This window comes from Mesorhizobium sp. M7A.F.Ca.MR.176.00.0.0 (genome assembly GCF_004023165.1).
Lineage (GTDB): Bacteria > Pseudomonadota > Alphaproteobacteria > Rhizobiales > Rhizobiaceae > Mesorhizobium.
The window spans coordinates 31,212-52,659 of sequence record NZ_RZTC01000015.1 but is presented as its reverse complement, the minus strand read 5'-3'; the positions used below and the strand labels follow the sequence as shown (position 1 = coordinate 52,659).

Sequence of the window (21,448 nt, the reverse complement as noted above, 5' to 3'; positions counted from 1 at the left end):
GCCGAAGCGTCGTTGCCGGAAGGCGGCGTCGGCGTGGTGCTGCCGGCGGGCGCCGGGGTGGTCGTGCCGGGCAACTGGTTGAGCACGCCTTTGCCTGCACCGTCCGACGTCGCCGGCACGCGGTCGAGGATGTCGATCGGCTTCTCGCCGTAGCGGGCGACGATCGACAGGGTCAGTGACGTGGCGAAGAAGGCGGCCGCAAGGATCGCCGTCGCACGCGTCAGGGCATTGGCAGCACCACGCGCGGTCATGAAGCCGGATCCGCCACCGATGCCGAGGCCGCCGCCTTCGGAACGCTGCAGCAGCACCACGCCGACAAGGGCGAGCACGACCATGAGATGGATGACGATCAGTACGGTTTCCATAGTTTATCCTGGCAAGGCCTTGCCCGGCCGCGGACACGACCGGTGAATTGGAGGCGGCTCAATACAATGCTTTGACGGCATTTCCAAGCCCGTGGCCGGAATATGGGAAGCAACCCGTCCTTTGCAACGATTTCGTGCACCGGAAGCCCTTGTCCGGCGGAGCGAATGTCTTCAGGCAATATTGCGATAAGCCTCGGCGATGCCGAGAAAATCCGCCGCTTTCAGGCTGGCGCCGCCGACCAGCGCGCCGTCGACATTCCTGACGCCGAGCAGTTCGACCGCGTTGGAGGGCTTGACCGAGCCGCCGTAGAGAATGCGCATCTTCGCCGCGACGCCGCCGAGCTTTTCCGACAGCTTTTCGCGGATATGTGCATGTGCTGCGGCCACATCGCCGGCCGTCGGCGTCAAGCCGGTGCCGATCGCCCATACCGGCTCATAGGCAATGATGGTGTTGGATGGGGTGGCGCTTGACGGGACCGAACCATCGACCTGCCGCGACAGCACGTCCAGCGTGGCGCCCGCTTCACGCTGTTCATGCGTTTCGCCGACGCAAATGATGGCAACAAGCCCGGCACGCCATGCGGCGGATGCCTTGGCCTGGACAGTGGCGTCATCCTCGCCGCGTTGCTCGCGGCATTCGGAATGGCCGACGATGACATGGCTCGCACCGGCATCCCTGAGCATTTCCGCCGATATGCAGCCGGTGTAGGCGCCGCTCTCCTTGGTATGGCAATCCTCACCGCCGGCATGCACCGGCGTGCGTGACAGGATCTCCGCGGCGTGAGCAAGCAGGGTTGCGGGAACGCAAACCAGCGCTTCGGTCTCTGCGTCAAGTCCGCTCATGAAACCGTTGCCGATCATCCGGAGCGCGTTGAGGGAGGCGCTGGTGCCGTTCATTTTCCAGTTGCCGGCGACGAGCGGGCGAATTCCTGGCGTCATGGGTTTGCTTCTCCGGATGATATCGGGGCTCTGGCCCTCACTACCAAAATCAGGCCACAAAGCAATCGACAGTGGGCCGGAAGGGCGCTATTGCGCTTGTTTCAGACTCGGCGCATGCGAAAATGCGCATAAATCGGAAGTAAAAATGCTTGGTATATTGAGAAACGCGGCAGGCACCTGGGTCGCGAAGGGACTGTTGGTGCTGCTGGTGCTCAGCTTTTTGGTCTGGGGCGTTTCCGGACAGCTGATGAGCGGTCTTGCCGGCCACGATTCGGTGATAACCGCCGGCGGCACCAAAGTATCGATCAACGAATACCGTCTCGCCTACGATCGCCAGCTCGCCGTCATGTCGCAACAGTTCGGCCAACGTCTCAGCCACGAACAGGCAAAGGCGCTCGGCGTCGACAACCAGGTGTTGGCTCAGCTCGTCTCTGGTGCCGTTCTCGACGAACAGGCCCGCAAGCTGGGCCTCGGACTTTCCAAGGATCGGCTGGCCGAGTTGACACGCGAGGACCCAGCCTTCAAGGGCCCGGGCGGCCAGTTCGACCGCAGAACGTTCGAATATATGCTGCAGCAGATCGGCATGCGGCCCGAGGACTATTTGAAGAACCGTGCCCAGGTGGCCGTGCGCCAGCAAATTGTCGAGGCGGTCTCGGATGGCCTCAAGGCTCCGGACACTTTCTTCAAGGCGGTTGCGCTCTATCGCGGCGAAGACCGCACCATCGACTATTTGACGCTGCCCAAGGCACTGGTCGAGCCGATCGCGGCGCCGTCCGATAGCGTGCTCTCGGCCTATTTCGAAGCCAACAAGAAGACATATGCGGCACCCGAATACCGCAAATTTTCCTATGTCCGCCTCGAACCCGTCGACATCATGGATACGACCGCCGTCACCGACAGCCAGGTCAGCGACGACTACAACAAGAACAAGGCGCGTTACACCACGCCGGAACTGCGCACCGTCGAGCAGCTCGTGTTCAAGACGCCGGATGCGGCCAAGGCCGCACTCGATTCGCTCAAGGCCGGCGCCACTTTCGACAAGCTTGTCACGGCGGAAGGCAAGACGCCGGCCGATACGTTGCTCGGCACGCTTGCCAAGGACAAGATCGCCGACAAGGCGGTCGCCGACGCGGCCTTTTCGCTCAACGCCAATGAAGTCAGTCAGGTCGTGCAAGGCGCCTTCGGTCCGGTGCTGCTGCGCGTCACCGAGATCAAGCCCGAGGTGGTGAAACCACTGGCCGAGGTGTCCGATCAGATCCGCAAGGATCTGGCGCTGGGCGAGGCAAGCCGCATCCTTCTGGACGTGCGCGACAATTACGATGACACCCGCGCCGCCGGCAGTTCGCTGGCGGAGGCCGCGGCCAAGCTGAAGCTGAAGGTCGTCACCATCGACGCCATCGATCGTAGTGGACTGCGGCCAGATGCAACCATCGTCAAGGACCTGCCGCAATCGCCGGAGCTGATCAAAGCCGTCTTCGACGCCGAACCCAACACGGAAAACGATGCCTTGACCACAGCCGACAACGGCTTCGTCTTCTATGAGGTGGCGTCCGTCACGCCGGCTCGCGACCGCACGCTGGATGAGGTTCGTCAAAAAGTCGTCGCCGACTGGACGGCGGCGGAAATAAGCAAGCGGCTGGCCGCCAAGGCTGACGAACTGGAAAAGCGGCTCAAGGCCGGCGCAACGCTCGATGTCATCGCCAGCGAACTGAAGCTCGAAAAGCAGACCAAGCGCGGTGTCAAGCGTGAGGCTGACGATGTCGATTTCGGTAAGGAGGGTGCGGCAGCGATGTTCGGTGTCGGCGAAGGCGGCACCGGCTTGGTCCCCTCACCCACCGGAGACGGGCAGATCCTGTACAAGGTCGCCGAAGTGTTCGAGCCCGCCGGAGCCGATGCCAGTTCGGTGCCGGACGACGCGCAGAAATCCTTCACCTCCGGCATGTCGGATGACCTGCTCGACCAGTTGGTGGCGCAGTTGCAGACGCAGTACGACGTTCGCATCGACCAGGCCGCCGTCGCCCAAGCCTCGACAAGATGAGCGCGCTGAAAACCCATATCGCCAAGATCGCGACCGGTAGCGCGCTTTCCTTCGAGGAAGCGCGCGAGGCCTTCGACATCATCATGTCGGGTGACGCGACCCCCGGCCAGATCGGCGGTTTCCTGATGGCGCTGCGTGTGCGCGGCGAGACGGTGAGCGAGATTTCAGGCGCCGTCGCAACCATGCGGGGCAAGATGCTGCACGTCGACGCGCCCACCGACGCCATCGACATCGTCGGCACCGGCGGCGACAATTCTCACAGCGTCAACATTTCGACGGCATCGGCCTTCGTCGTTGCCGGCAGCGGCGTGCCGGTTGCCAAACACGGCAATCGCGGCCTGTCATCGTTGACGGGGGCAGCCGACGTGCTGGTTGCGCTCGGCGTCAAGATCGATATCTCGCCCGAATTCATCGGCCGCTGCATCCACGAGGCAGGCGTTGGCTTCATGTTCGCGCCTGCGCACCATCCGGCGATGAAGCATGTCGGCCCGACCCGCGTCGAACTCGGCACCCGCACCATCTTCAACCTGCTCGGGCCGCTCTCCAATCCGGCCGGCGTCAAGCGGCAGCTGGTCGGTGTGTTCCTGCCGGAATGGATCCTGCCGGTTGCCGAGACGCTGAAGGCGCTGGGTGCCGAGCATGTCTGGGTCGCCCATGGCGACGGCTATGACGAGATCACCACCACCGGCGAGACGCAGGTTGCCGAACTGATCGGCGGCGAGATCCGCAGCTTCACCCTGACCCCTGAAGCGGTTGGGTTGCCGCGCCACAGCAAGGACGAATTGCGTGGCGGCGATGCGGACTACAACGCCAAGGCCTTGCGCGATATGCTGGGCGGCGCCGCCGGCGCCTATCGCGACACCGTGCTGATGAACGCCGGTGCCGGACTGGTTGTGGCCGGCAAGGCGACGACGCTTGGCGACGGCATCGCGGCGGCGGCGCAAGCCATCGATAGCGGCCGTGCCCTGCAAGTGCTCGACAGGCTGGTCGAGATTTCGAACGGATAACGGATAGAGCGTGTCTGACATTCTTCGCAAGATCGAGGCCTACAAGCGCGACGAGATCGCGGCAGCAAAGGCACGCGTGCCGTTGGCCGAAATCAAGGCCCGGGCAAAAGACGCCGACGCACCGCGCGGCTTTCTTGCCGCACTGGAAGCGAAGCGCAAATCCGGCGCCTTCGCGCTAATCGCCGAGATCAAGAAGGCGAGCCCTTCCAAGGGTCTGATCCGTGCCGATTTCGATCCACCGGCGCTGGCGCAGGCCTATGCCAAGGGTGGTGCTGCCTGTCTTTCGGTGCTGACCGATGCACCGTCCTTCCAGGGTGCGCCCGAATTTCTCACCTGGGCGCGAGCCGCCGTCGCGCTGCCGGCGCTGCGCAAGGATTTCCTGTTCGATCCGTATCAGGTCTACGAAGCCCGCGCCTGGGGCGCGGATGCCATCCTGATCATCATGGCCAGTGTCGACGACGTCCTGGCCAGCGAGCTCGAGGCGACGGCCTTCGAACTCGGCATGGATGCACTGGTCGAAGTGCACGACGAGACCGAGACGCAGCGCGCGCTAAAACTGTCGTCGCGGCTGATCGGCATCAACAACCGCAATCTGCGCACATTCGAGACCAGCCTCGACACTTCCATGCGGCTGGCGACGATGGTTCCGGCCGACCGCTTGCTGGTCAGCGAGAGCGGTATTTTCTCGCATGACGACTGCCTCAGGCTGCAAAAGAGCGACATCGGCACTTTTCTTGTCGGCGAGAGCCTGATGCGGCAACAGGACGTCACCGCGGCGACGCGCCTGCTTCTGACAGGCAAGGCTTTGGCCGAGGCCATCTGACGATGGTATCGGGCCTTACCCATCTCGGCGCGCAGGGCGAGGCCAACATGGTCGACGTCGGCGACAAGGACGAAACAACGCGCACGGCGATCGCCGAAGGCTTTGTCGCGATGCAGCCCGAGACGCTGAAGATGATCCTCGCCGGCAACGCCAAGAAGGGCGATGTGCTCGGCACCGCGCGCATCGCCGGCATCATGGCGGGGAAGAAGACGCATGAACTGATCCCGCTCTGCCACCCGCTGCTTTTGACCAAGGTTTCCGTCGACATCGAGCCCGACCATGCTTTGCCCGGCCTGAAGGTCACCGCACTGGCGCGCGTCACCGGCAAGACGGGTGTCGAGATGGAAGCGCTGACCGCCGCTTCGGTCGCCTGCCTGACCATCTACGACATGGCCAAAGCAGTAGACCGCGCCATGGTCATCACCGGCATCCGCCTGGTCGAAAAGACCGGTGGCAAGTCGGGTGACTACAAGGCGAGCGCCTGATGGCGCTGGTTCCTATCGCGGAGGCGCTTGAACGCCTGCTTGATGGCGCGGCGCCTCTAGCCGGCGAAAGCGTTCCCCTGTTCGAGGCTGTGGATCGTGTTCTGGCGGAACCGGTCGTGGCACTTCGCACCCAGCCGCCTTTCAATGCTTCCGCCATGGACGGCTATGCAGCGCGCGCCGCCGACGTCACGTCGGTCCCATCCAGGCTGTCGGTGATCGGCATGGCGCCGGCTGGGCGTGGCTTCGACGGCACGGTCGGCCAGACGCAGGCCGTGCGCATCTTCACCGGCGCGCCGCTGCCCGAAGGCGCCGACACCATCGTCATCCAGGAGAATGTCCGCGATCTCGGCGGCGGCGAAATCGAAGTGACCGAGCCAACGGCGCAATGGCGCAATATCCGCCGCATCGGGCTCGATTTTTCAACAGGCGACATGCTGCTGGAAAAAGGCCGCTTGCTCGACCCGGCGGCACTGTCGCTGGCAGCATCGGCCAACCATCCTCGGGTCAGCGTGGTGAAACGGCCGCTGGTCGCCATTATCGCCACCGGCGACGAATTGCTGCCGCCGGGCAGCGATCTCGGCCCGGACCAGATCATTTCATCGAATGCCTATGGCGTCGCCGCCACCGCACACTCGGTCGGCGCCCGCGCGCTCGATCTCGGCATTGCCGCCGATCGCAAGGATGCTATCGCCGAACTGGTGCAAAAAGCGGTCGCGGCCGGTGCGGATGTCATTGTGACGCTTGGTGGCGCCTCGGTCGGCGATCACGACCTGATCCACGACGTGCTGACCGGCGAAGGCATGACGCTCGGCTTCTGGAAGATCGCCATGCGTCCTGGCAAGCCGCTGATGTTCGGCCGCCTCGGCGATATCAGGTGCATCGGCCTGCCCGGCAATCCGGTGGCAAGCCTGGTCTGCTCGCAATTGTTCCTGAAGCCGCTGCTGGCGCGGCTCGGCGGCCGCAATCATCGCCAGGACATTCGTCCGGCGCGGTTGGGTGCCGCCATGCCGGCCAATGATCTGCGCCAGGACTACGTCCGAGCCGTGGTCAGGGAAGATGACGGCGTGCTGGTGGCGACGCCGTTCGGTATCCAGGATTCCTCGATGCTGAGAATGCTGGCCGACGCCAACGGGCTGATCGTGCGGGCGCCGTTTGCCCCCGCAGCAGCTGCTGGCGAGGCCTGCAGCGTACTGATGCTGCGCTGAAGCAGAACAAGACAAACCATTAATAAAAAAATGGAAAATGATCTCGGTGCTAGCCCGATATCAAGGCGCGGCTCAGTGGGTGGGCCGGATCGGCAAGGCCGTCGACAATGCTGAAATGATGCCGGTCGGGCTCGACCACGGTGCTGGTTGCAGCACCGAGGCCCGTCCAGATGTTGGCAAGCAAGGCGTTCTGACGCAGGAACTCGGCGCGCTCGCCACCACCGGCCCAACAGGTGATGCGGACACCATCCATGGGCCGCAACAGTGCCGGGCTTTCCGCCAACGCCTCGGCCTCGTCGATGGCCAGAATCGCGTTCATCTCGGTGCGCATGATCGGACGCAGATCGTGGACACCCGAAATCGAAACGACATGGCGCACGCGCCGCGCCACATCGTCCGCCAGAGGCGTGGTTGTCGTCACCATCCGGCTGGCAAGATGGCCGCCGGCCGAATGTCCGGTCAGCATCAGCGGCCCGTCGACCATTGCCGCCGCCTTGCCGATCGCCACGCCGATCTCCTGGACGATGCCGGCGATGCGTAAGTCCGGGCACAGCGTGTAGGACGGCATCGCCACGGCAAAGCCGCTGCTGACCGCACCATTGGCGAGATGCGACCAGAAACTCTTGTCGAACGCCTTCCAGTAACCGCCATGGATGAACACCACCAACCCTTTGGGCGTGGCGCTGGGGAGGAAGAGATCGAGCCGATTGCGTCGCCCATCGCCATAGGTGATGTCGAGCCGTGCCCGGCCCTGCGCCGAGAGTGCGTCACGAAACGCTTGCGCAGGCTCCACCCACGCGGCCGGCCATCGGTCGCTGCCGGCGATATTCGCACCGTTGGCATAGGCATCATCCCAATCGACGATGTGACGTTCGAACATCTGCGCCCTTCCCCAAAAACGGCATCGCTGTTCCGCTAGCAATGGCCACCGCCACGCCATGCGTCAATGCTCTAGGGCAAAAACATTTTAGGCTTGAAACAAATTTCGACTGGTGCGATCCTGCCCGCACGAACAGCCGACAATGGGAGGTCTGCTGTGCTGCCCGAAGCCTGCAAATGGTCACCCCGTTCGGGTGGCGTCGAGCAAGGCGCGACTTGCGGCACGAAGCCTCCTCAAAAAAAGCAGGACCTTCAGATCACTGGTCAGGCGCCTCGCGCACTGGCCGTCCAGCAGACAGGAGAGCGGCGACATGCTTGGGCCTTCAGCGCATATCGACACGTTCACGCGCGATCACCTGCCGCCGCCGGAGCAATGGCCTGAAATCCTGCTCGACGGCTTCGACTATCCCGAACGCCTCAACGCCGGTGTCGAACTGACCGACAGGCTGGTCGAGAAAGGCCTGGGCGACCACACCGCGCTGATCGGCAATGGCCGCCGCCGCACCTACAAGGAACTGTCCGACTGGACGAACAGGCTGGCCCACGCGCTGGTCGAGAATTATGGGGTCGAGCCGGGCAACCGGGTGCTGATCCGTTCGGCCAACAACCCCGCAATGGTCGCCTGCTGGCTGGCCGCCACCAAGGTTGGCGCCGTGGTCGTCAACACCATGCCGATGCTGCGCGCCGGCGAACTCGCCAAGATCGTCGACAAAGCGGAAATCACCGTCGCGCTCTGCGACACCAGGCTGATGGACGAGATGACCGCCTGCGCCAAGGACAGCGCATTCCTCAAGCAGGTCATCGGTTTCGACGGCACCGCCAACCATGATGCTGAACTCGATCGTGCCGCTCTCGACAAGCCGGTGACGTTCACCGCAGTCGACACCGGCCGCGACGATGTTGCCCTGCTCGGCTTCACCTCGGGCACAACAGGCGTTCCGAAGGCGACGATGCATTTTCACCGCGACCTGCTGATCATCGCCGACGCCTACGCCCGCGAAATCCTGGAGGTGACGCCGGACGACATCTTCGTCGGCTCGCCGCCGCTGGCCTTCACCTTCGGCCTTGGCGGACTCGCCATCTTCCCGCTGCGCTTCGGTGCGGCGGCGACGCTGCTGGAGCAGGCGACGCCACCCAACATGATCCACATCATCGAGACCTACAAAGCGACGATCTCTTTCACCGCGCCGACTGCCTACCGCGCCATGCTGAAGGCCATGGATGAAGGAGCGGACCTGTCATCGCTGCGCGTCGCCGTTTCGGCCGGCGAAACCTTGCCTGCTCCCGTTTTCGAAGAGTGGACACAAAAGACCGGAAAGCCGATCCTCGACGGCATCGGAGCCACCGAGATGCTGCACATTTTCATCTCCAACCGTTTTGACGACATGAAGCCCGCGTCGACCGGAAAGCCGGTGGGCGGCTACGAGGCGCGCGTCGTCGATGACGAGATGCGCGAGGTGCCACGCGGCGCGACCGGCAGGCTTGCGGTGCGCGGACCGACCGGCTGCCGCTACATGGCCGATGACAGGCAGAAGGAATACGTGCGCGACGGCTGGAACCTCACCGGCGATACCTTCACGCAGGACGAGGAAGGCTTCTTCCATTTCGCCGCACGCTCCGACGACATGATCGTCAGCGCCGGCTACAACATCGCCGGTCCCGAGGTCGAGGCGGCGCTGCTGGCGCACCCGGACGTCGCCGAATGCGCTGTCATTGGCGCCGAGGACGCCGAGCGCGGCCAGATCGTCGAGGCGCATGTCAGTGCTGGTGCAGGGCGTCGCGCCCGACGCCCTCACCACCAAGCGCCTGCAGGACCATGTCAAGGCAATGATCGCGCCCTATAAATATCCGCGATCGGTAAAATTCATCGCCGCCCTGCCCAAGACCCAGACCGGCAAGATCCAGCGCTTCCGGCTGCGCACGGAGAAAATCGATTGAGCGAGCCATACGATCCGGCGTCCGAAGGCGCCCAGATGTCGTTCAAGGAGCGCATGTCCTACAGCGACTACCTGCACCTGGAGAAAGTGCTGGAGGCCCAAACGCCGCTGTCATCGGCGCATGACGAGATGCTGTTCATCATCCAGCATCAGACCTCCGAACTCTGGATGAAGCTCGCTCTGCACGAGATCGGCGCCGCGATCCGTTCCATCCGCGCCGACCGGCTCGAGCCGAGCTTCAAGATGCTGTCGCGCGTTGCGCGGATCTTCGAGCAGCTGAACAATGCCTGGGATGTGCTGCGGACGATGACGCCGAGCGAATACACCGAGTTCCGCGACGCGCTCGGCCAGTCCTCGGGTTTCCAGTCCTGGCAGTATCGCGCCATCGAGTTCATGGCCGGCAACCGCAACCTGGCCATGCTCGGGCCGCACAAGCACCGGCCCGACCTGAGCGGAAAGCTGGAAGCGATCCTGACCGAACCATCGCTCTACGACGAAGCGCTGCTGCTGCTTGCGCGCAACGGATTCGACATCGGTGCCGATGCCAAGCGCACGGGCTGGCGTGAGACGCGAACCGAGAATGAAGAGGTGCTGGTCGCCTGGCAAACCATTTACCGCGATCCGCAGCGCTACTGGATGTTCTACGAACTGGCAGAGAAGCTGGTCGACTTCGAGGATTATTTCCGCCGCTGGCGCTTCAACCACGTCACCACGGTTGAGCGCATCATCGGTCTGAAACGCGGCACCGGCGGCACGTCGGGTGCTTCGTATCTGAAGAAGATGCTCGAGGTGGTGCTGTTCCCGGAACTGTGGACGGTCCGCACCCGGCTCTGACATCGTCGAAATGAAAACAGCGACGCGCGGCGGCGGAACACCCTTCGCGAACAACCGGGGACTGACTGACCATGAGTGGATTTCCTGATCTCGCCGCAGTCGAAGCGATGGATGCCACAGATCCGCTGCGGGCCATGCGCGACCGTTTCATTCTGCCGGAGGGGGTGATCTATCTCGACGGCAATTCACTGGGGGCAGCGTCTCATGCCGTTTTCGGCGAGCTGCAGCAGGCGGCAACCCAGGAATGGGCCCAGGACCTCATCCGAGCCTGGAATACGGCCGGATGGTTCGAGATGCCGATCGAACTCGGCGATCAACTCGGACGCCTGATTGGAGCCGCGGCCGGCCAGACCGTCGTCTGCGACACGACGTCGACCAACATCTACAAGGTGCTGCATGCGGCGCTGGAGATGCGGCCGGGCCGGTCGGTCATCGTCGCCGAGGGTGACAGTTTCCCCACCGACCTGTACATCGCCGAAGGGGTGGCCTCGACACGGGACGGCGTCCTGCTGCGCCTCGCGGGCGTCGACGCGCCCACCATCGAAGAGCTGATCGACGAAAACGTCGCGGTGGTGCTGGTCAACCACGTCAACTACAAATCGGGTGAACTGCGCGACATGGCGGCGCTGACGCGCAAGGCTCATGCGGCCGGAGCGCTGATCGTCTGGGATCTATGCCACACCGCCGGCGCCCTGCCCGTCGAGCTCGATCAGGCAAATGCCGATTTCGCCATCGGCTGCACTTACAAGTACCTCAACGGCGGTCCGGGCGCACCGGCCTTCATCTATGCCGCGCAGCGCCATCACGGCGATATCAGCCAGCCGCTCAGCGGCTGGTGGGGCCATGCGCGGCCCTTTGCCTTCGAACGGGGGTATGTTGCCGGCACCGGTATCCGCCGCTTTCTGTGCGGCACCCAGCCGGTCCTGTCGATGCGGGCGCTCAAAGGCGCGCTTGTCATCTGGAACGACGTCGACATGGCGGCATTGCGAAAAAAGAGCGTCGCGCTGACGGAACTGTTCATCCAGCTCGTCGAAGCAAAGTGCGGCGCCTATGGCCTCACGCTGGAGACCACCCGCGACGCGACCAGGCGCGGCAGCCAGGTGTCGTTCCTTCACGATCACGGCTATCAAATCATGCGGGCGCTGATCGAGCGCGGCGTCATCGGTGATTTTCGCGCGCCATCGACCATCCGTTTCGGCTTCACGCCGCTCTATGTCGGCTACAAGGATGTGTGGCTGGCGGTTGAGGTGCTGGAGGATATTCTGCGCACGGGCGCATGGAAGGACCAGCGTTTCGCCGTCAAGGAAGCCGTTACCTGACGCAACGATCTCCGCGATTTGCCGTCGCCGCCCTCACTGCCCGGCGGATGACGGAGGGCTGAATTCCAGCCACAAATGCCAACAGACGTTGGCGTTTTGGCTCCGTTTCGTTCACGGCAAACGAACGTCCCGAAGATTGATAGCGTCCCTTGTGGAGGTCGATCGGCAGATGATGCCAAGCCTTGGGTCGAGGATGAGCCACAGGTCATTAACCATAATGATTTCAATGTGAGCAGGCGCATTGCCGTGGTTGGCGCCTGTCGATCGCGACCCGCTGGCAAGCCCAAATAATTTCAGCAGCCTTAACAAATTCATTAAACTTTAAACGGTTGCAGAACACAACTGGAACAGATAGTGTTTGTTCTGGGTTTGTTTTTCGATTCTGGTTTCAGGTAATCTGGGGGCCGCCATGCTGACACGCAAGCAACATGAACTGCTGATGTTCATCCATGAACGCCTGAAGGAGAGCGGCATTCCGCCATCCTTCGACGAGATGAAGGAGGCGCTCGACCTTGCCTCCAAATCCGGGATTCATCGGCTGATCACCGCACTTGAGGAGCGCGGCTTTATTCGCCGGTTGCCCAACCGGGCACGCGCGCTGGAAGTGCTGCGATTGCCGGACTCGATCGCGCCCGGCCTCAACGCGGCAAAGAAGTTTTCGCCAAGCGTCATCCAGGGCAGTCTCGGTCAGGGTGGTGCCCTTGGCCGGCAGATCAAGCCGGCGCCTTCGCGGATGCCCTCGCCCGGCAATGATGACGATGCGGTCTCCGCCGTGTCGATCCCGGTCATGGGCCGTATCGCCGCCGGTGTGCCGATCGATGCCATCCAGCATCAGACGCATTCGATCTCGGTGCCGCCGGACATGATCATGGGCGGTGCCCACTATGCGCTGGAGGTCAAGGGCGACTCGATGATCGAGGCCGGTATCTTCGACGGCGACACCGTCATCATCCGCAATGCCGACACGGCGAACCCCGGCGAGATCATCGTGGCGCTGGTCGATGAAGAGGAAGCGACGCTGAAGCGGTTCCGCCGCAAGGGCGCTTCGATTGCTCTCGAAGCCGCCAATCCAGCCTATGAAACCCGTATTTTCGGGCCGGACAGGGTCAAGGTGCAAGGCAAGCTCGTTGGCCTGATCCGCCGCTACTGAGGCGGCTGCGTTTCAGCCACTGGCTTCTCGGGTCTCTTGAAGGGTGGCAGCCCCCTCGCCTCGCGCGAGAATTTGCGTTGCGCATGCCAGGGCCGGTATGGGCTGTCCACGGCGAAGCTGATCGTCGCCGGCGTGGTCGCCGATTGGCGATCGAAGAAGATCGCGGCACTGCCTTTGCGAGCCAGTTGCCGCTTGGTGATGACGAGAACCAGCGGGTTGTGACAGGCGTCATACGCGGTGGCGTCATTGATGACGATCAGCTCGGCGAAACCGCAGGCTTTCCAGGTGTCCTTGCGGTCCTCGACATAGGCAATGATCGCACCGGACGTGTGCCTGGCCACGCAGACGCCTGAGGTGCAATAGAACGGCGATCCCGGCGGTAGCTCAACGGCATCCGCGACGTCGAATTGCCCGTCGCCCTTGTCGAACACCTCCGGCACGACGATGGTTTCGGATATTAGTGCGCGTTTCCAGTTGTCGACGGTGAATTCGTTCGGCCGAGCGCGGCTGACGGCGAGTTCGCCACCGCCGATCGGCAAGGCAACCAGTCGGGCGTCCTCCGAGATCAGCACATCCGGCGTGCGCGTATCCGAGACGGTCAGCAAGCCTGCCAGCGCGAATGGCAGAGCAGCGAGCCGCAGCCAAGTTGTCGCCATTGTCGCGATGACTAGGGCAATTGTCACCAGCAGGACAGATTGCTGCGAAATCAGCCCAACCGCATCGACAGGCGAACGTTCGGAGATCCAACCCGATATGGCGATCATCACCGTCAGACCCTTGCCCATCAGGTAGAGGGCCGGCCAATCCAATCCGAAAGGCATCAGCAGCGCGCTTGCGACAGCCAGGAACATGACGACGGTGACGATCGGCATAACCGCCAGATTGGCGAACAGGCTGAGCGGCGACACACGCTGAAAATGCCAGATGGCAAACAGCGTCGTGGCGCTGCCGGCGATGATGGAGGTCATGGCAAGGCCGGTTGCCGCGAGCACGAACTTTCGCGTCAGGAAACCGGGCATGGATCGCTTTGGGGGCGGCGGTCTTGCTTTTCCCGCGCGGTGAACGGCCCAGCCGGCATAGGCGCCGACCAGAGCCGCGGTCGCGGCGAACGACATCTGAAAACTCGGGCCGACCACCTCATGCGGCGACACCACGATGACGGCGATCGCCGAGATCGCCAGATTGCGCATGGTGAGTGCTGCTCGATCGAACAGCACGGCAATCAGCATCACCGCCAGCATGATGAAGCTGCGCTCGGCGGCAACGACGACTCCAGAGATGATGAGATAGGCCGCGATCGAGAACAGTGCGGCGACGGCGGCATACTTCTTGACCGGGCGACGCGCGGAAAAGTCGGGAAACAACGCGAAGGCGCCGCGCAGCAAGCCCATGATGGTGCCTGCGACCAGCGCCATGTGCAGTCCCGAAATCGAGATGATGTGGTAGATGCCGGTACGTCGCATCGCCTCATTGATGTCATCGGGAATGCCGGCGCGCACGCCGACGATCAGCGCCGCGGCGATCTCGCCTTCGGCGCCGCCGACGCTCGCCCTGATATGGTCGGCGATGGCCTCGCGGGCATTTTCCACGCTAGAGGAAATTCGGGCCGGCAGCGACATGTCGCCACCATCGCTGACGACAAGCTTGGGGTTGCCGAGAAAGAACCCGCTGCCGCCGATGCCGGCAAAATAGCTGTCGAAGGAGAAATCATAGCTGTCCGGCCGCACCGGCCCGGTCGGCGGCAAAAGCTTGGCATATCCAGTGATGAGGGAGCCTGCGGTCACGTCAGCCGGGATCTTGCGTGCCGAAAGCCGCACCCGTTCCGGCGCATAGCGCAGTTTCGGTCTTGCGGTCGATGTCACGTCGATGGTCAGCCGGATACGGCCAGTTTCCATCCGGTCGAGCGAGACGACGCGGCCGGTCACCTGCGTCGAGATTTCCGAGCCCAACATTTGTGTGCCCGCACGCCACGTCTCGACCTTGGCAGCAAGCAGTCCTAGGGCGCACAAAAGCGCCGCCATGAAACACAGATGGGTCTTTGGCCATGAGCGCGAGACCAGCGCACAAATCCCCGTCAAGATGACAACCGCGACAGGTCTCGCAAAGTCGGGTTCAGCCGTCAGCGAAAAATAGCCGATCGCTCCGATCGCCAGGCAGACCGGCACCAGCAGGAAGGCCACGCCCCGGTCGAGTTCCAGGCTCGCCGCCGTGTTCACGCTGTGGCGCAGGCGAGGCAGTGATGTCAGGCTGATTTGCCGGCGCACGCGAACGATCCTGCCGGTTTCGGCAACAGGAACAGAGGCGGCGACATCCGCTTGCAAGGGCGCCTTGCCGGGATCCGGCACAAGGGGCGATGGCGGCGGTAATGGGGCTGGCCGAGGCGCAAACAGGGACCGTTCGCTGACGCCGATGGCAGCGTCCTCGCCCTGATCCGAGCCCCAGCCTCGTCCAGCCATCGGGTCTGCCCCTTGCGCCCTCGACACCCTATGCTACATGAACGCCGGGCGCGCGAAAGCCCGCGCAACCGCACCCCGCTTCAGATGGTTTCCGAGAGTTCCATGTCCGACAAGGTCGTCACCCGTTTTGCCCCTTCGCCCACCGGCTATCTGCACATAGGCGGCGCGCGCACGGCGCTGTTCAACTGGCTGTATGCGAAGCACACTGGCGGCACGATGCTGCTGCGCATCGAGGACACCGACCGCGAACGCTCCAATGAAGCCGCGACGGCTGCCATCCTCGACGGGCTTTCCTGGCTTGGCCTGAGCTGGGACGGCGAGCCGGTGTCGCAGTTCGAGCGTGCGCCGCGCCACCGCGAGGTGGCTGAGGAGCTCGTGCGCAAGGGCAAGGCGTATTATTGCTATGCCACGCCGGCCGAACTGGAGGCCATGCGCGAGGCTGCCAGAGCCAAGGGGCTGCCGCCCCGCTATGACGGCCGCTGGCGCGACCGCGACCCCTCTGAGGCGCCCGCAGGCGTCAAGGGCGCCATTCGTATCAAGGCGCCGACCGAAGGCGAGACCATCGTCCATGACCGTGTCCAGGGCGAGGTGCGCTTTCCCAACAAGGATCTCGATGACTTCATCATCCTGCGTTCTGACGGCAATCCCACTTACATGCATGCCGTCGTCGTCGATGATCATGATATGGGAGTCACCCATATCATTCGCGGCGACGATCATCTGACCAACGCCGCTCGCCAGACCGTGATCTACAACGCCATGGGCTGGAACGTGCCGTCCATGTCGCATATCCCGCTGATCCACGGCGCCGATGGCGCCAAGCTGTCGAAGCGGCACGGCGCGCTTGGCGTCGAGGCCTATCGCGCCATGGGCTACCTGCCGGAGGCGCTGCTCAACTACCTGGCGCGCCTCGGCTGGAGCCATGGCGACGACGAGATCATGTCGATCAAGGACATGATTTCCTGGTTCGATATCGGCGATGTCAACAAGGGTGCGGCGCGCTTCGACTTCGCCAAGCTGGAGGCGATCAACGGCGCGCATATGCGCCGCATGAGCGATGCCGAACTGTTCGACATCTTCATCGCTACCCTGCCCTATCTCGAAGGCGGCCCGGCGATCGCCGCGCGCCTGAACGACAGCACCAAGGCGCAGTTGCTGGCAGCGCTTCCGGGCCTGAAGGAGCGCGCCAAGACGCTGGTCGAGCTCGTCGATGGCGCGGCCTTCCTGTTCGCCACGCGCCCCCTGCCGATCGACGACAAGGCGGCCCTTCTGCTTACCGACGATGCCCGCAAGATCCTGCGCAGTGCTCACGAAGCTTTGAACGGGCTTGCGAGTGACTGGACAGCCGCCTCGGCGGAGGCGGCGATACGCGAGGTGGCAGCGGCCGGCAGTCACAAGCTCGGCGCGGTGGCCCAGCCTTTGCGCGCTGCGTTGACCGGCAAAAGCACCTCGCCGGGCGTGTTCGATGTGCTCGCCGTGCTCGGCCGCGAGGAAAGCCTGGCGCGCATCTCAGATCAAATCGATTAGGAGCAAACTGGCCCAAGAAGATTGGCATTGAAAGGCGGGTTTCGCAGTGCAACATTAGGCCTTGGCCCAATCTGGCACGCACCTCCTGAAATGCGGTGGCGAATACGCGCATTGCGGTGATTTTCGACGTGTCGCTCTGCAGAATTTTGCCTTTGCCGGCATGAGGAAACAAGAAGGAGTTTGCAATGACCGAAGCTGCGAAAAAAATGGATTTGGGCGGCAAGACCCAGGAGGCCACGGCAACGCTTGCATTCGCCGGCAAGACCCATGAATTCAAGGTGCGAAGTGGTTCGGTCGGGCCTGATGTCATCGACATCGCCTCGCTCTACTCAACCACCGGCGCCTTCACTTACGATCCCGGCTTCACCTCGACGGCAAGCTGCGAGTCCGAAATCACCTTCATCGACGGCGACGCCGGCATCCTGCTGCACCGCGGCTATCCGATCGACCAGTTGGCCGAACATGGCGACTTCCTCGAAGTCTGCTATCTCCTGCTTTACGGCGAACTGCCGACCAAGGCGCAGAAGGACGACTTCGACTATCGCGTGACGCGCCACACCATGGTGCATGAGCAGATGTCGCGCTTTTTCACCGGCTTCCGCCGCGACGCGCACCCGATGGCGGTGATGTGCGGCGTGGTCGGCGCGCTGTCGGCCTTCTACCACGACTCCACCGACATCTCCGACCCCTACCAGCGCATGGTTGCCTCCATGCGGCTGATCGCCAAGATGCCAACGATCGCGGCGATGGCCTACAAATACCACATCGGCCAGCCGTTCATTTACCCGAAGAACGAACTGAACTTCGCCGCCAACTTCCTGCACATGTGCTTTGCCGTGCCGTGCGAGGAATACAAGATCAACCCGGTGCTGGCGCGCGCCATGGAGCGCATCTTCATCCTGCACGCCGACCACGAGCAGAACGCCTCGACCTCGACCGTGCGTCTCGCCGGCTCGTCGGGCGCCAATCCGTTTGCGTGCATCGCCGCCGGCATCGCCTGCCTGTGGGGGCCTGCGCATGGCGGCGCCAATGAAGCGGCGCTCAACATGCTTGGTGAGATCGGCCATGTCGATCACATCCCCGAATTCATCGCCCGCGCCAAGGACAAGAACGATCCGTTCCGGCTGATGGGCTTCGGCCACCGCGTCTACAAGAACTACGATCCGCGCGCCAAGATCATGCAGAAGACGGCGCATGAGGTTCTGGGCGAGCTCGGCATCAAGGACGATCCGCTGCTCGACATCGCCATGGAACTGGAAAAGATCGCGCTGACCGATCCCTATTTCATCGAGAAGAAGCTCTACCCGAATGTCGACTTCTATTCCGGCATCACGCTGAAGGCGCTGGGCTTCCCCACCACCATGTTCACCGTGCTGTTCGCGGTCGCCCGCACCGTCGGCTGGATCGCGCAGTGGAAAGAGATGATCGAGGATCCGCGCCAGAAGATCGGCCGCCCTCGTCAGCTCTATACCGGCGCACCCGAGCGTGACTACGTGCCGATCGCCAAGCGGTGAATTGGGAGTAGGGATCGGGCAGTAGGCAGTAGGCAGTAGGCAGTAGGCACGGTCAACTTCCCTACTCCCTACTGACTATTCCCTCTCTTGACATACCGCATCACCACCTGCGCGGCGATCTCGCCGGACGGTCTATCCGTCGCCATGCGCCGCGTGATCTCTGCAAATCCATTCTTCTGCCAGGCGCGCATGCCGCTGTCGGCGAACAGGGCTTCCAATTGCCGGGCCAGATTGTTCGGCTTGATGTAGCCGTCGTAGAATTCCGGAATAAGCGCTCGATCCGATATCAGATTGGGCAGCAGCGCCGACCAGACGGAAACGAGGTACGGCGCCAAGACCCGCGCGACCGGGTCGAGCCTGTAGCAGGAAATCATCGGCACGCCGGCCAGCGCCAGTTCCAGCGATACCGTCCCGGACGCGATCAGCGCCGCATCGGCTTTGCCGAAAGCCTGCCATTTGCGCTGGGAATCGACGATGATCTCAGGCTTTTCATCCCAGCGGTTGACCGAGGATTTGACGAGCTCGGCGACATGCGGAACGGTCGGCAGCAGCAGCCGCAGGCGGTGGCCACGCGCATGCAGAATCGACACCGTCTCGCCGAACGGGCTCGAGCAGCCGCCGTACCTCGCCACGCCGCGAACCGGGCAGGACGAGCAGGGTCTTGACGCGATCAGGAGAAAGGTCGCGCGGTAGTTCCTGCGCCTTGGCTGCGGCCAGCAAACCCGCATCGTGGGTCAGGCGATGCCCAACATAGGTGCCCGGTGGCCCGCCGAGCCGCTCGAGCTCCTTGACCTCGAAAGGCAGGATGCAGAGGATGTGGTCGACATAGGGCTTCATCGCCACCGCCCTGCCCGGCCGCCACGCCCACACGCTCGGGCAGACATAGTGGATGATCGGAATCGACGGGTTGGCCGCACGCACCTTTTTGGCGACGCGCAACGAAAAGTCCGGACTGTCGATGGTGACCATGCAGTCCGGCTTTTCGTCGGCAACGGTCTTGGCCAGTTGGCTGATCCGCCGCATCAGGCGCGGCAGGTCGCGCAGAACGGCGCTGAACCCCATGAGGGCGATCTCGCCGGCATCGAATGGCGAGACCAGTCCCAGCGCCTGCAAATGACGGCCGCCGAGGCCGACGAGTTGCACCTCGCGCCCCACAGCCTGGCTGAGCGAGCGCACTATGTCGGCACCGAGCAGGTCGCCGGACTCCTCTCCGGCAACGATTGCGATCTTCAATGCCCTGTCAGCCATTGCGCGGCTCCGTGGCGGCACGCAGGCCAAGGACGAACAGGCCGAGTGCATTGGCGCGCGCGATGGTTTCAGGACCTTCGAGGATCAGCGAGCGTCCCGCCTCGACGGCAATGCCGGCGAGTCCGGCCGCGTGCGCTGCCTCGATCGTCTGCGGACCGATGGATGGAAGATCGGCGCGCAGTTCCTGACCGGGCTTGGCGCACTTGACGAGGACGCCGCGGGTCTTGCCCGCAATACGGCCGTGGCCGCGCAGCAGCTTCGCACGATCAAGCAGGCCGGCTGTTCCTTCGATGCCTTCCAGCGCGATTGCCCGGCCGCCAACCGCGATCGCCGCCTGGCCGACATCCAGCGCCCCGATGGCCTTTGCTGCCGCAAGGCCTGCCTCAATATCGCGCCAGTCCAATTTTCGCGGTTCGGCCTTGGTCAGCACGCCTTCGGCGGCGACAAGATTCGGCACTACTTCGTGGGCGCCAACGACCTTTACTCCGCGCGCTTCGAGGCCTCGTGCCAAGACCTTCAGAAGACCATCGTCGCCACGCGCGAGCGCCATGACGACCAAAGGAATCACCGCGAGCAGGCTGAGACTGGGGCGCAGCGCAAGCAATCGCGGCCGGCGCTTGATCTCGCCTGCAAGCACCAGATGGGTGATCCGGTGCCGCCGCAGCAAAGGGACGAGCGAGCCTATACCTTCCAGAGCGAGGCTTTCGTGATCGTATCGGGAGAGTTCCGCGATGCGGTCCACCTCGCCTTCCATCAGGATGACGAAGGGCGGATAACCTTGTTCAGCCGAACCGGCCGCGACTTCGACCGGCAGACTGCCGCCGCCGGCAATGATGCCGACCCTGGAGCCCGGCGGAAGATCAAGACGCGCAGCCGCTGTCTCAGTCTTCGTCATCGACATCGTCGCCATCGCCGCCCTTGAGCGACGGCACAGCATAGTGCCGCTTGCCGCGACTGGTGATGAAATCGATGATCTTCATGGCGGTCGGCGACGACGCGAACTCCGCCTTGGCGAACTCGATGTTCTCGCCAACGGTGCGGGAACGATCGAAGATCATCCTGTAAGCCTTGCGCAGCACAAGGATTTCGGACCTTGGCAGGCCGGAGCGCTTGAGGCCGATGATGTTGAGGCCGCGTAGGCTGGCGCGGTTGCCGACCGCTATGGCAAAGGGGATGACATCGCCGACGATCGCGGAGCAGCCGCCGAGAAAGGCGTTGTCGCCGATGCGGACAAACTGATGCACTGCGGTCAGGCCGCCGATATAGACATTGTTGCCGACCTCGCAGTGGCCGCCCAGCGTTGCGCCATTGGCGAACGTCGCATTGTTGCCGACGACGCAATCATGGGCGATATGGGCGTAGGCAAGGAAATTGCCATTGTCGCCGACCGTCGTCTCGCCGCGGCTGGAATCGGTGCCGAGATGCATGGTCACGCCTTCGCGGATCGTGCAGTTCCTGCCGATGACCAAGGTGGTGCGACCGCCCTTGTGCTTGGTGTTCTGCGGCGGTGCGCCCAATGTCGCCATCGGATAGACCTTGGTCGAGGCGCCGATCGACGTCGCGCCCATCACCGAGACATGACTGACCAGTTCGACGTCGTCGCCGATCACCACATCGGCACCGACATGGCAGAACGGCCCGATGCGTGCACCTTGGCCGATTTGGGCGCCTTCCTCGACAATGGAGGAAGCATGAATGGATGTCTTGATTTTCATAAGCACT

General features: G+C 63.3%; 16 protein-coding genes and 2 pseudogenes. 11 read left to right on the top strand and 7 right to left on the bottom strand.

What is annotated here, in order from left to right:
* Together secG and tpiA are read right to left on the bottom strand one after the other, a co-directional pair.
* Nucleotides 1-365, bottom strand: a 365-nt coding sequence (gene secG / locus EOB59_RS07825; protein WP_128288105.1) for a preprotein translocase subunit SecG, incomplete at its 3' end; no start/stop codon positions are given.
* 171 nt (nt 366-536) lie between these two features.
* Complete coding sequence (gene tpiA / locus EOB59_RS07820; RefSeq protein WP_128288099.1) at nt 537-1,304, bottom strand: triose-phosphate isomerase; 768 nt, start codon at nt 1,302-1,304, stop codon at nt 537-539.
* Nucleotides 1,305-1,449: 145 nt separating this feature from the next.
* Here tpiA and EOB59_RS07815 point away from each other — a divergent pair, with 145 nt between their 5' ends.
* Genes EOB59_RS07815 through glp form a run of 5 tightly spaced genes read left to right on the top strand, consistent with a single transcriptional unit; the run spans nt 1,450 to nt 6,862 of the window.
* Nucleotides 1,450-3,342: a SurA N-terminal domain-containing protein gene (locus EOB59_RS07815; RefSeq protein ID WP_128288098.1), complete on the top strand. Its 1,893-nt coding sequence runs from the start codon at nt 1,450-1,452 to the stop codon at nt 3,340-3,342.
* Nucleotides 3,339-4,349 carry an anthranilate phosphoribosyltransferase gene (trpD, locus tag EOB59_RS07810; protein ID WP_127397779.1) on the top strand — a complete coding sequence of 337 codons (1,011 nt, stop codon included), beginning with the start codon at nt 3,339-3,341 and terminating at the stop codon, nt 4,347-4,349. The genes EOB59_RS07815 and trpD overlap by 4 nt, the downstream gene beginning before the upstream one ends.
* A 10-nt stretch (nt 4,350-4,359) precedes the next feature.
* The gene (trpC, locus tag EOB59_RS07805; protein ID WP_128288097.1) at nt 4,360-5,172 is read left to right on the top strand and encodes an indole-3-glycerol phosphate synthase TrpC; all 813 of its coding nucleotides are present in this window, start codon (nt 4,360-4,362) and stop codon (nt 5,170-5,172) included.
* A 2-nt stretch (nt 5,173-5,174) separates the two neighbouring features.
* Nucleotides 5,175-5,657, top strand: a complete 483-nt coding sequence (moaC, locus tag EOB59_RS07800; protein ID WP_128288096.1) for a cyclic pyranopterin monophosphate synthase MoaC — start codon at nt 5,175-5,177, stop codon at nt 5,655-5,657.
* Nucleotides 5,657-6,862, top strand: a complete 1,206-nt coding sequence (gene glp, locus EOB59_RS07795) for a gephyrin-like molybdotransferase Glp (protein WP_127810451.1) — start codon at nt 5,657-5,659, stop codon at nt 6,860-6,862. Before moaC ends, glp begins: the two co-directional genes overlap by 1 nt.
* A gap of 49 nt (nt 6,863-6,911) precedes the next feature.
* Here the strand turns inward: glp and EOB59_RS07790 are convergent, their stop codons facing one another.
* A complete protein-coding gene (locus EOB59_RS07790; RefSeq protein WP_128288095.1) occupies nt 6,912-7,742 on the bottom strand; it encodes an alpha/beta hydrolase in 831 nt (276 codons plus the stop codon).
* A 310-nt stretch (nt 7,743-8,052) separates the two neighbouring features.
* Here EOB59_RS07790 and EOB59_RS07785 point away from each other — a divergent pair.
* The 4 genes and pseudogenes from EOB59_RS07785 (at nt 8,053) to lexA (ending at nt 12,981) form a co-directional block, all read left to right on the top strand.
* A pseudogene (locus tag EOB59_RS07785) lies at nt 8,053-9,679 on the top strand (AMP-binding protein).
* Nucleotides 9,676-10,512 (top strand): tryptophan 2,3-dioxygenase, encoded by an 837-nt coding sequence (gene kynA, locus EOB59_RS07780; RefSeq protein ID WP_127397045.1) that lies wholly within the window; start codon nt 9,676-9,678, stop codon nt 10,510-10,512. The pseudogene EOB59_RS07785 and the gene kynA overlap by 4 nt, the downstream one beginning before the upstream one ends.
* Nucleotides 10,513-10,583: 71 nt before the next feature.
* Nucleotides 10,584-11,831: a kynureninase gene (gene kynU / locus EOB59_RS07775; RefSeq protein ID WP_127810454.1), complete on the top strand. Its 1,248-nt coding sequence runs from the start codon at nt 10,584-10,586 to the stop codon at nt 11,829-11,831.
* Between the two features lie 409 nt (nt 11,832-12,240).
* Complete coding sequence (lexA, locus tag EOB59_RS07770) at nt 12,241-12,981, top strand: transcriptional repressor LexA (RefSeq protein WP_127272195.1); 741 nt, start codon at nt 12,241-12,243, stop codon at nt 12,979-12,981.
* Here the strand turns inward: lexA and EOB59_RS07765 are convergent.
* Nucleotides 12,975-15,437 (bottom strand): ComEC/Rec2 family competence protein, encoded by a 2,463-nt coding sequence (locus tag EOB59_RS07765; protein WP_127810455.1) that lies wholly within the window; start codon nt 15,435-15,437, stop codon nt 12,975-12,977. The genes lexA and EOB59_RS07765 overlap by 7 nt on opposite strands.
* A 102-nt stretch (nt 15,438-15,539) precedes the next feature.
* On the opposite strand from EOB59_RS07765, the gene gltX reads away from it, so the two are divergent.
* Together gltX and gltA are read left to right on the top strand one after the other, a co-directional pair.
* Entirely contained in the window at nt 15,540-16,964 is a 1,425-nt protein-coding gene (gltX, locus tag EOB59_RS07760; protein WP_128288094.1) for a glutamate--tRNA ligase, read from the top strand.
* A 185-nt stretch (nt 16,965-17,149) separates the two neighbouring features.
* The gene (gltA, locus tag EOB59_RS07755; protein ID WP_127270290.1) at nt 17,150-18,478 is read left to right on the top strand and encodes a citrate synthase; all 1,329 of its coding nucleotides are present in this window, start codon (nt 17,150-17,152) and stop codon (nt 18,476-18,478) included.
* Between the two features lie 68 nt (nt 18,479-18,546).
* Here the strand turns inward: gltA and lpxB are convergent.
* The 3 genes and pseudogenes from lpxB to lpxA all read right to left on the bottom strand — a co-directional run bounded on the left by lpxB (nt 18,547) and on the right by lpxA (nt 21,441).
* Nucleotides 18,547-19,726: pseudogene (lpxB, locus tag EOB59_RS07750) on the bottom strand (lipid-A-disaccharide synthase).
* A complete protein-coding gene (locus EOB59_RS07745; RefSeq protein ID WP_245486561.1) occupies nt 19,719-20,621 on the bottom strand; it encodes an LpxI family protein in 903 nt (300 codons plus the stop codon). The pseudogene lpxB and the gene EOB59_RS07745 overlap by 8 nt, the downstream one beginning before the upstream one ends.
* Nucleotides 20,608-21,441, bottom strand: a complete 834-nt coding sequence (gene lpxA, locus EOB59_RS07740) for an acyl-ACP--UDP-N-acetylglucosamine O-acyltransferase (RefSeq protein WP_127810460.1) — start codon at nt 21,439-21,441, stop codon at nt 20,608-20,610. The genes EOB59_RS07745 and lpxA overlap by 14 nt, the downstream gene beginning before the upstream one ends.
* Nucleotides 21,442-21,448: the final 7 nt, after the last annotated feature.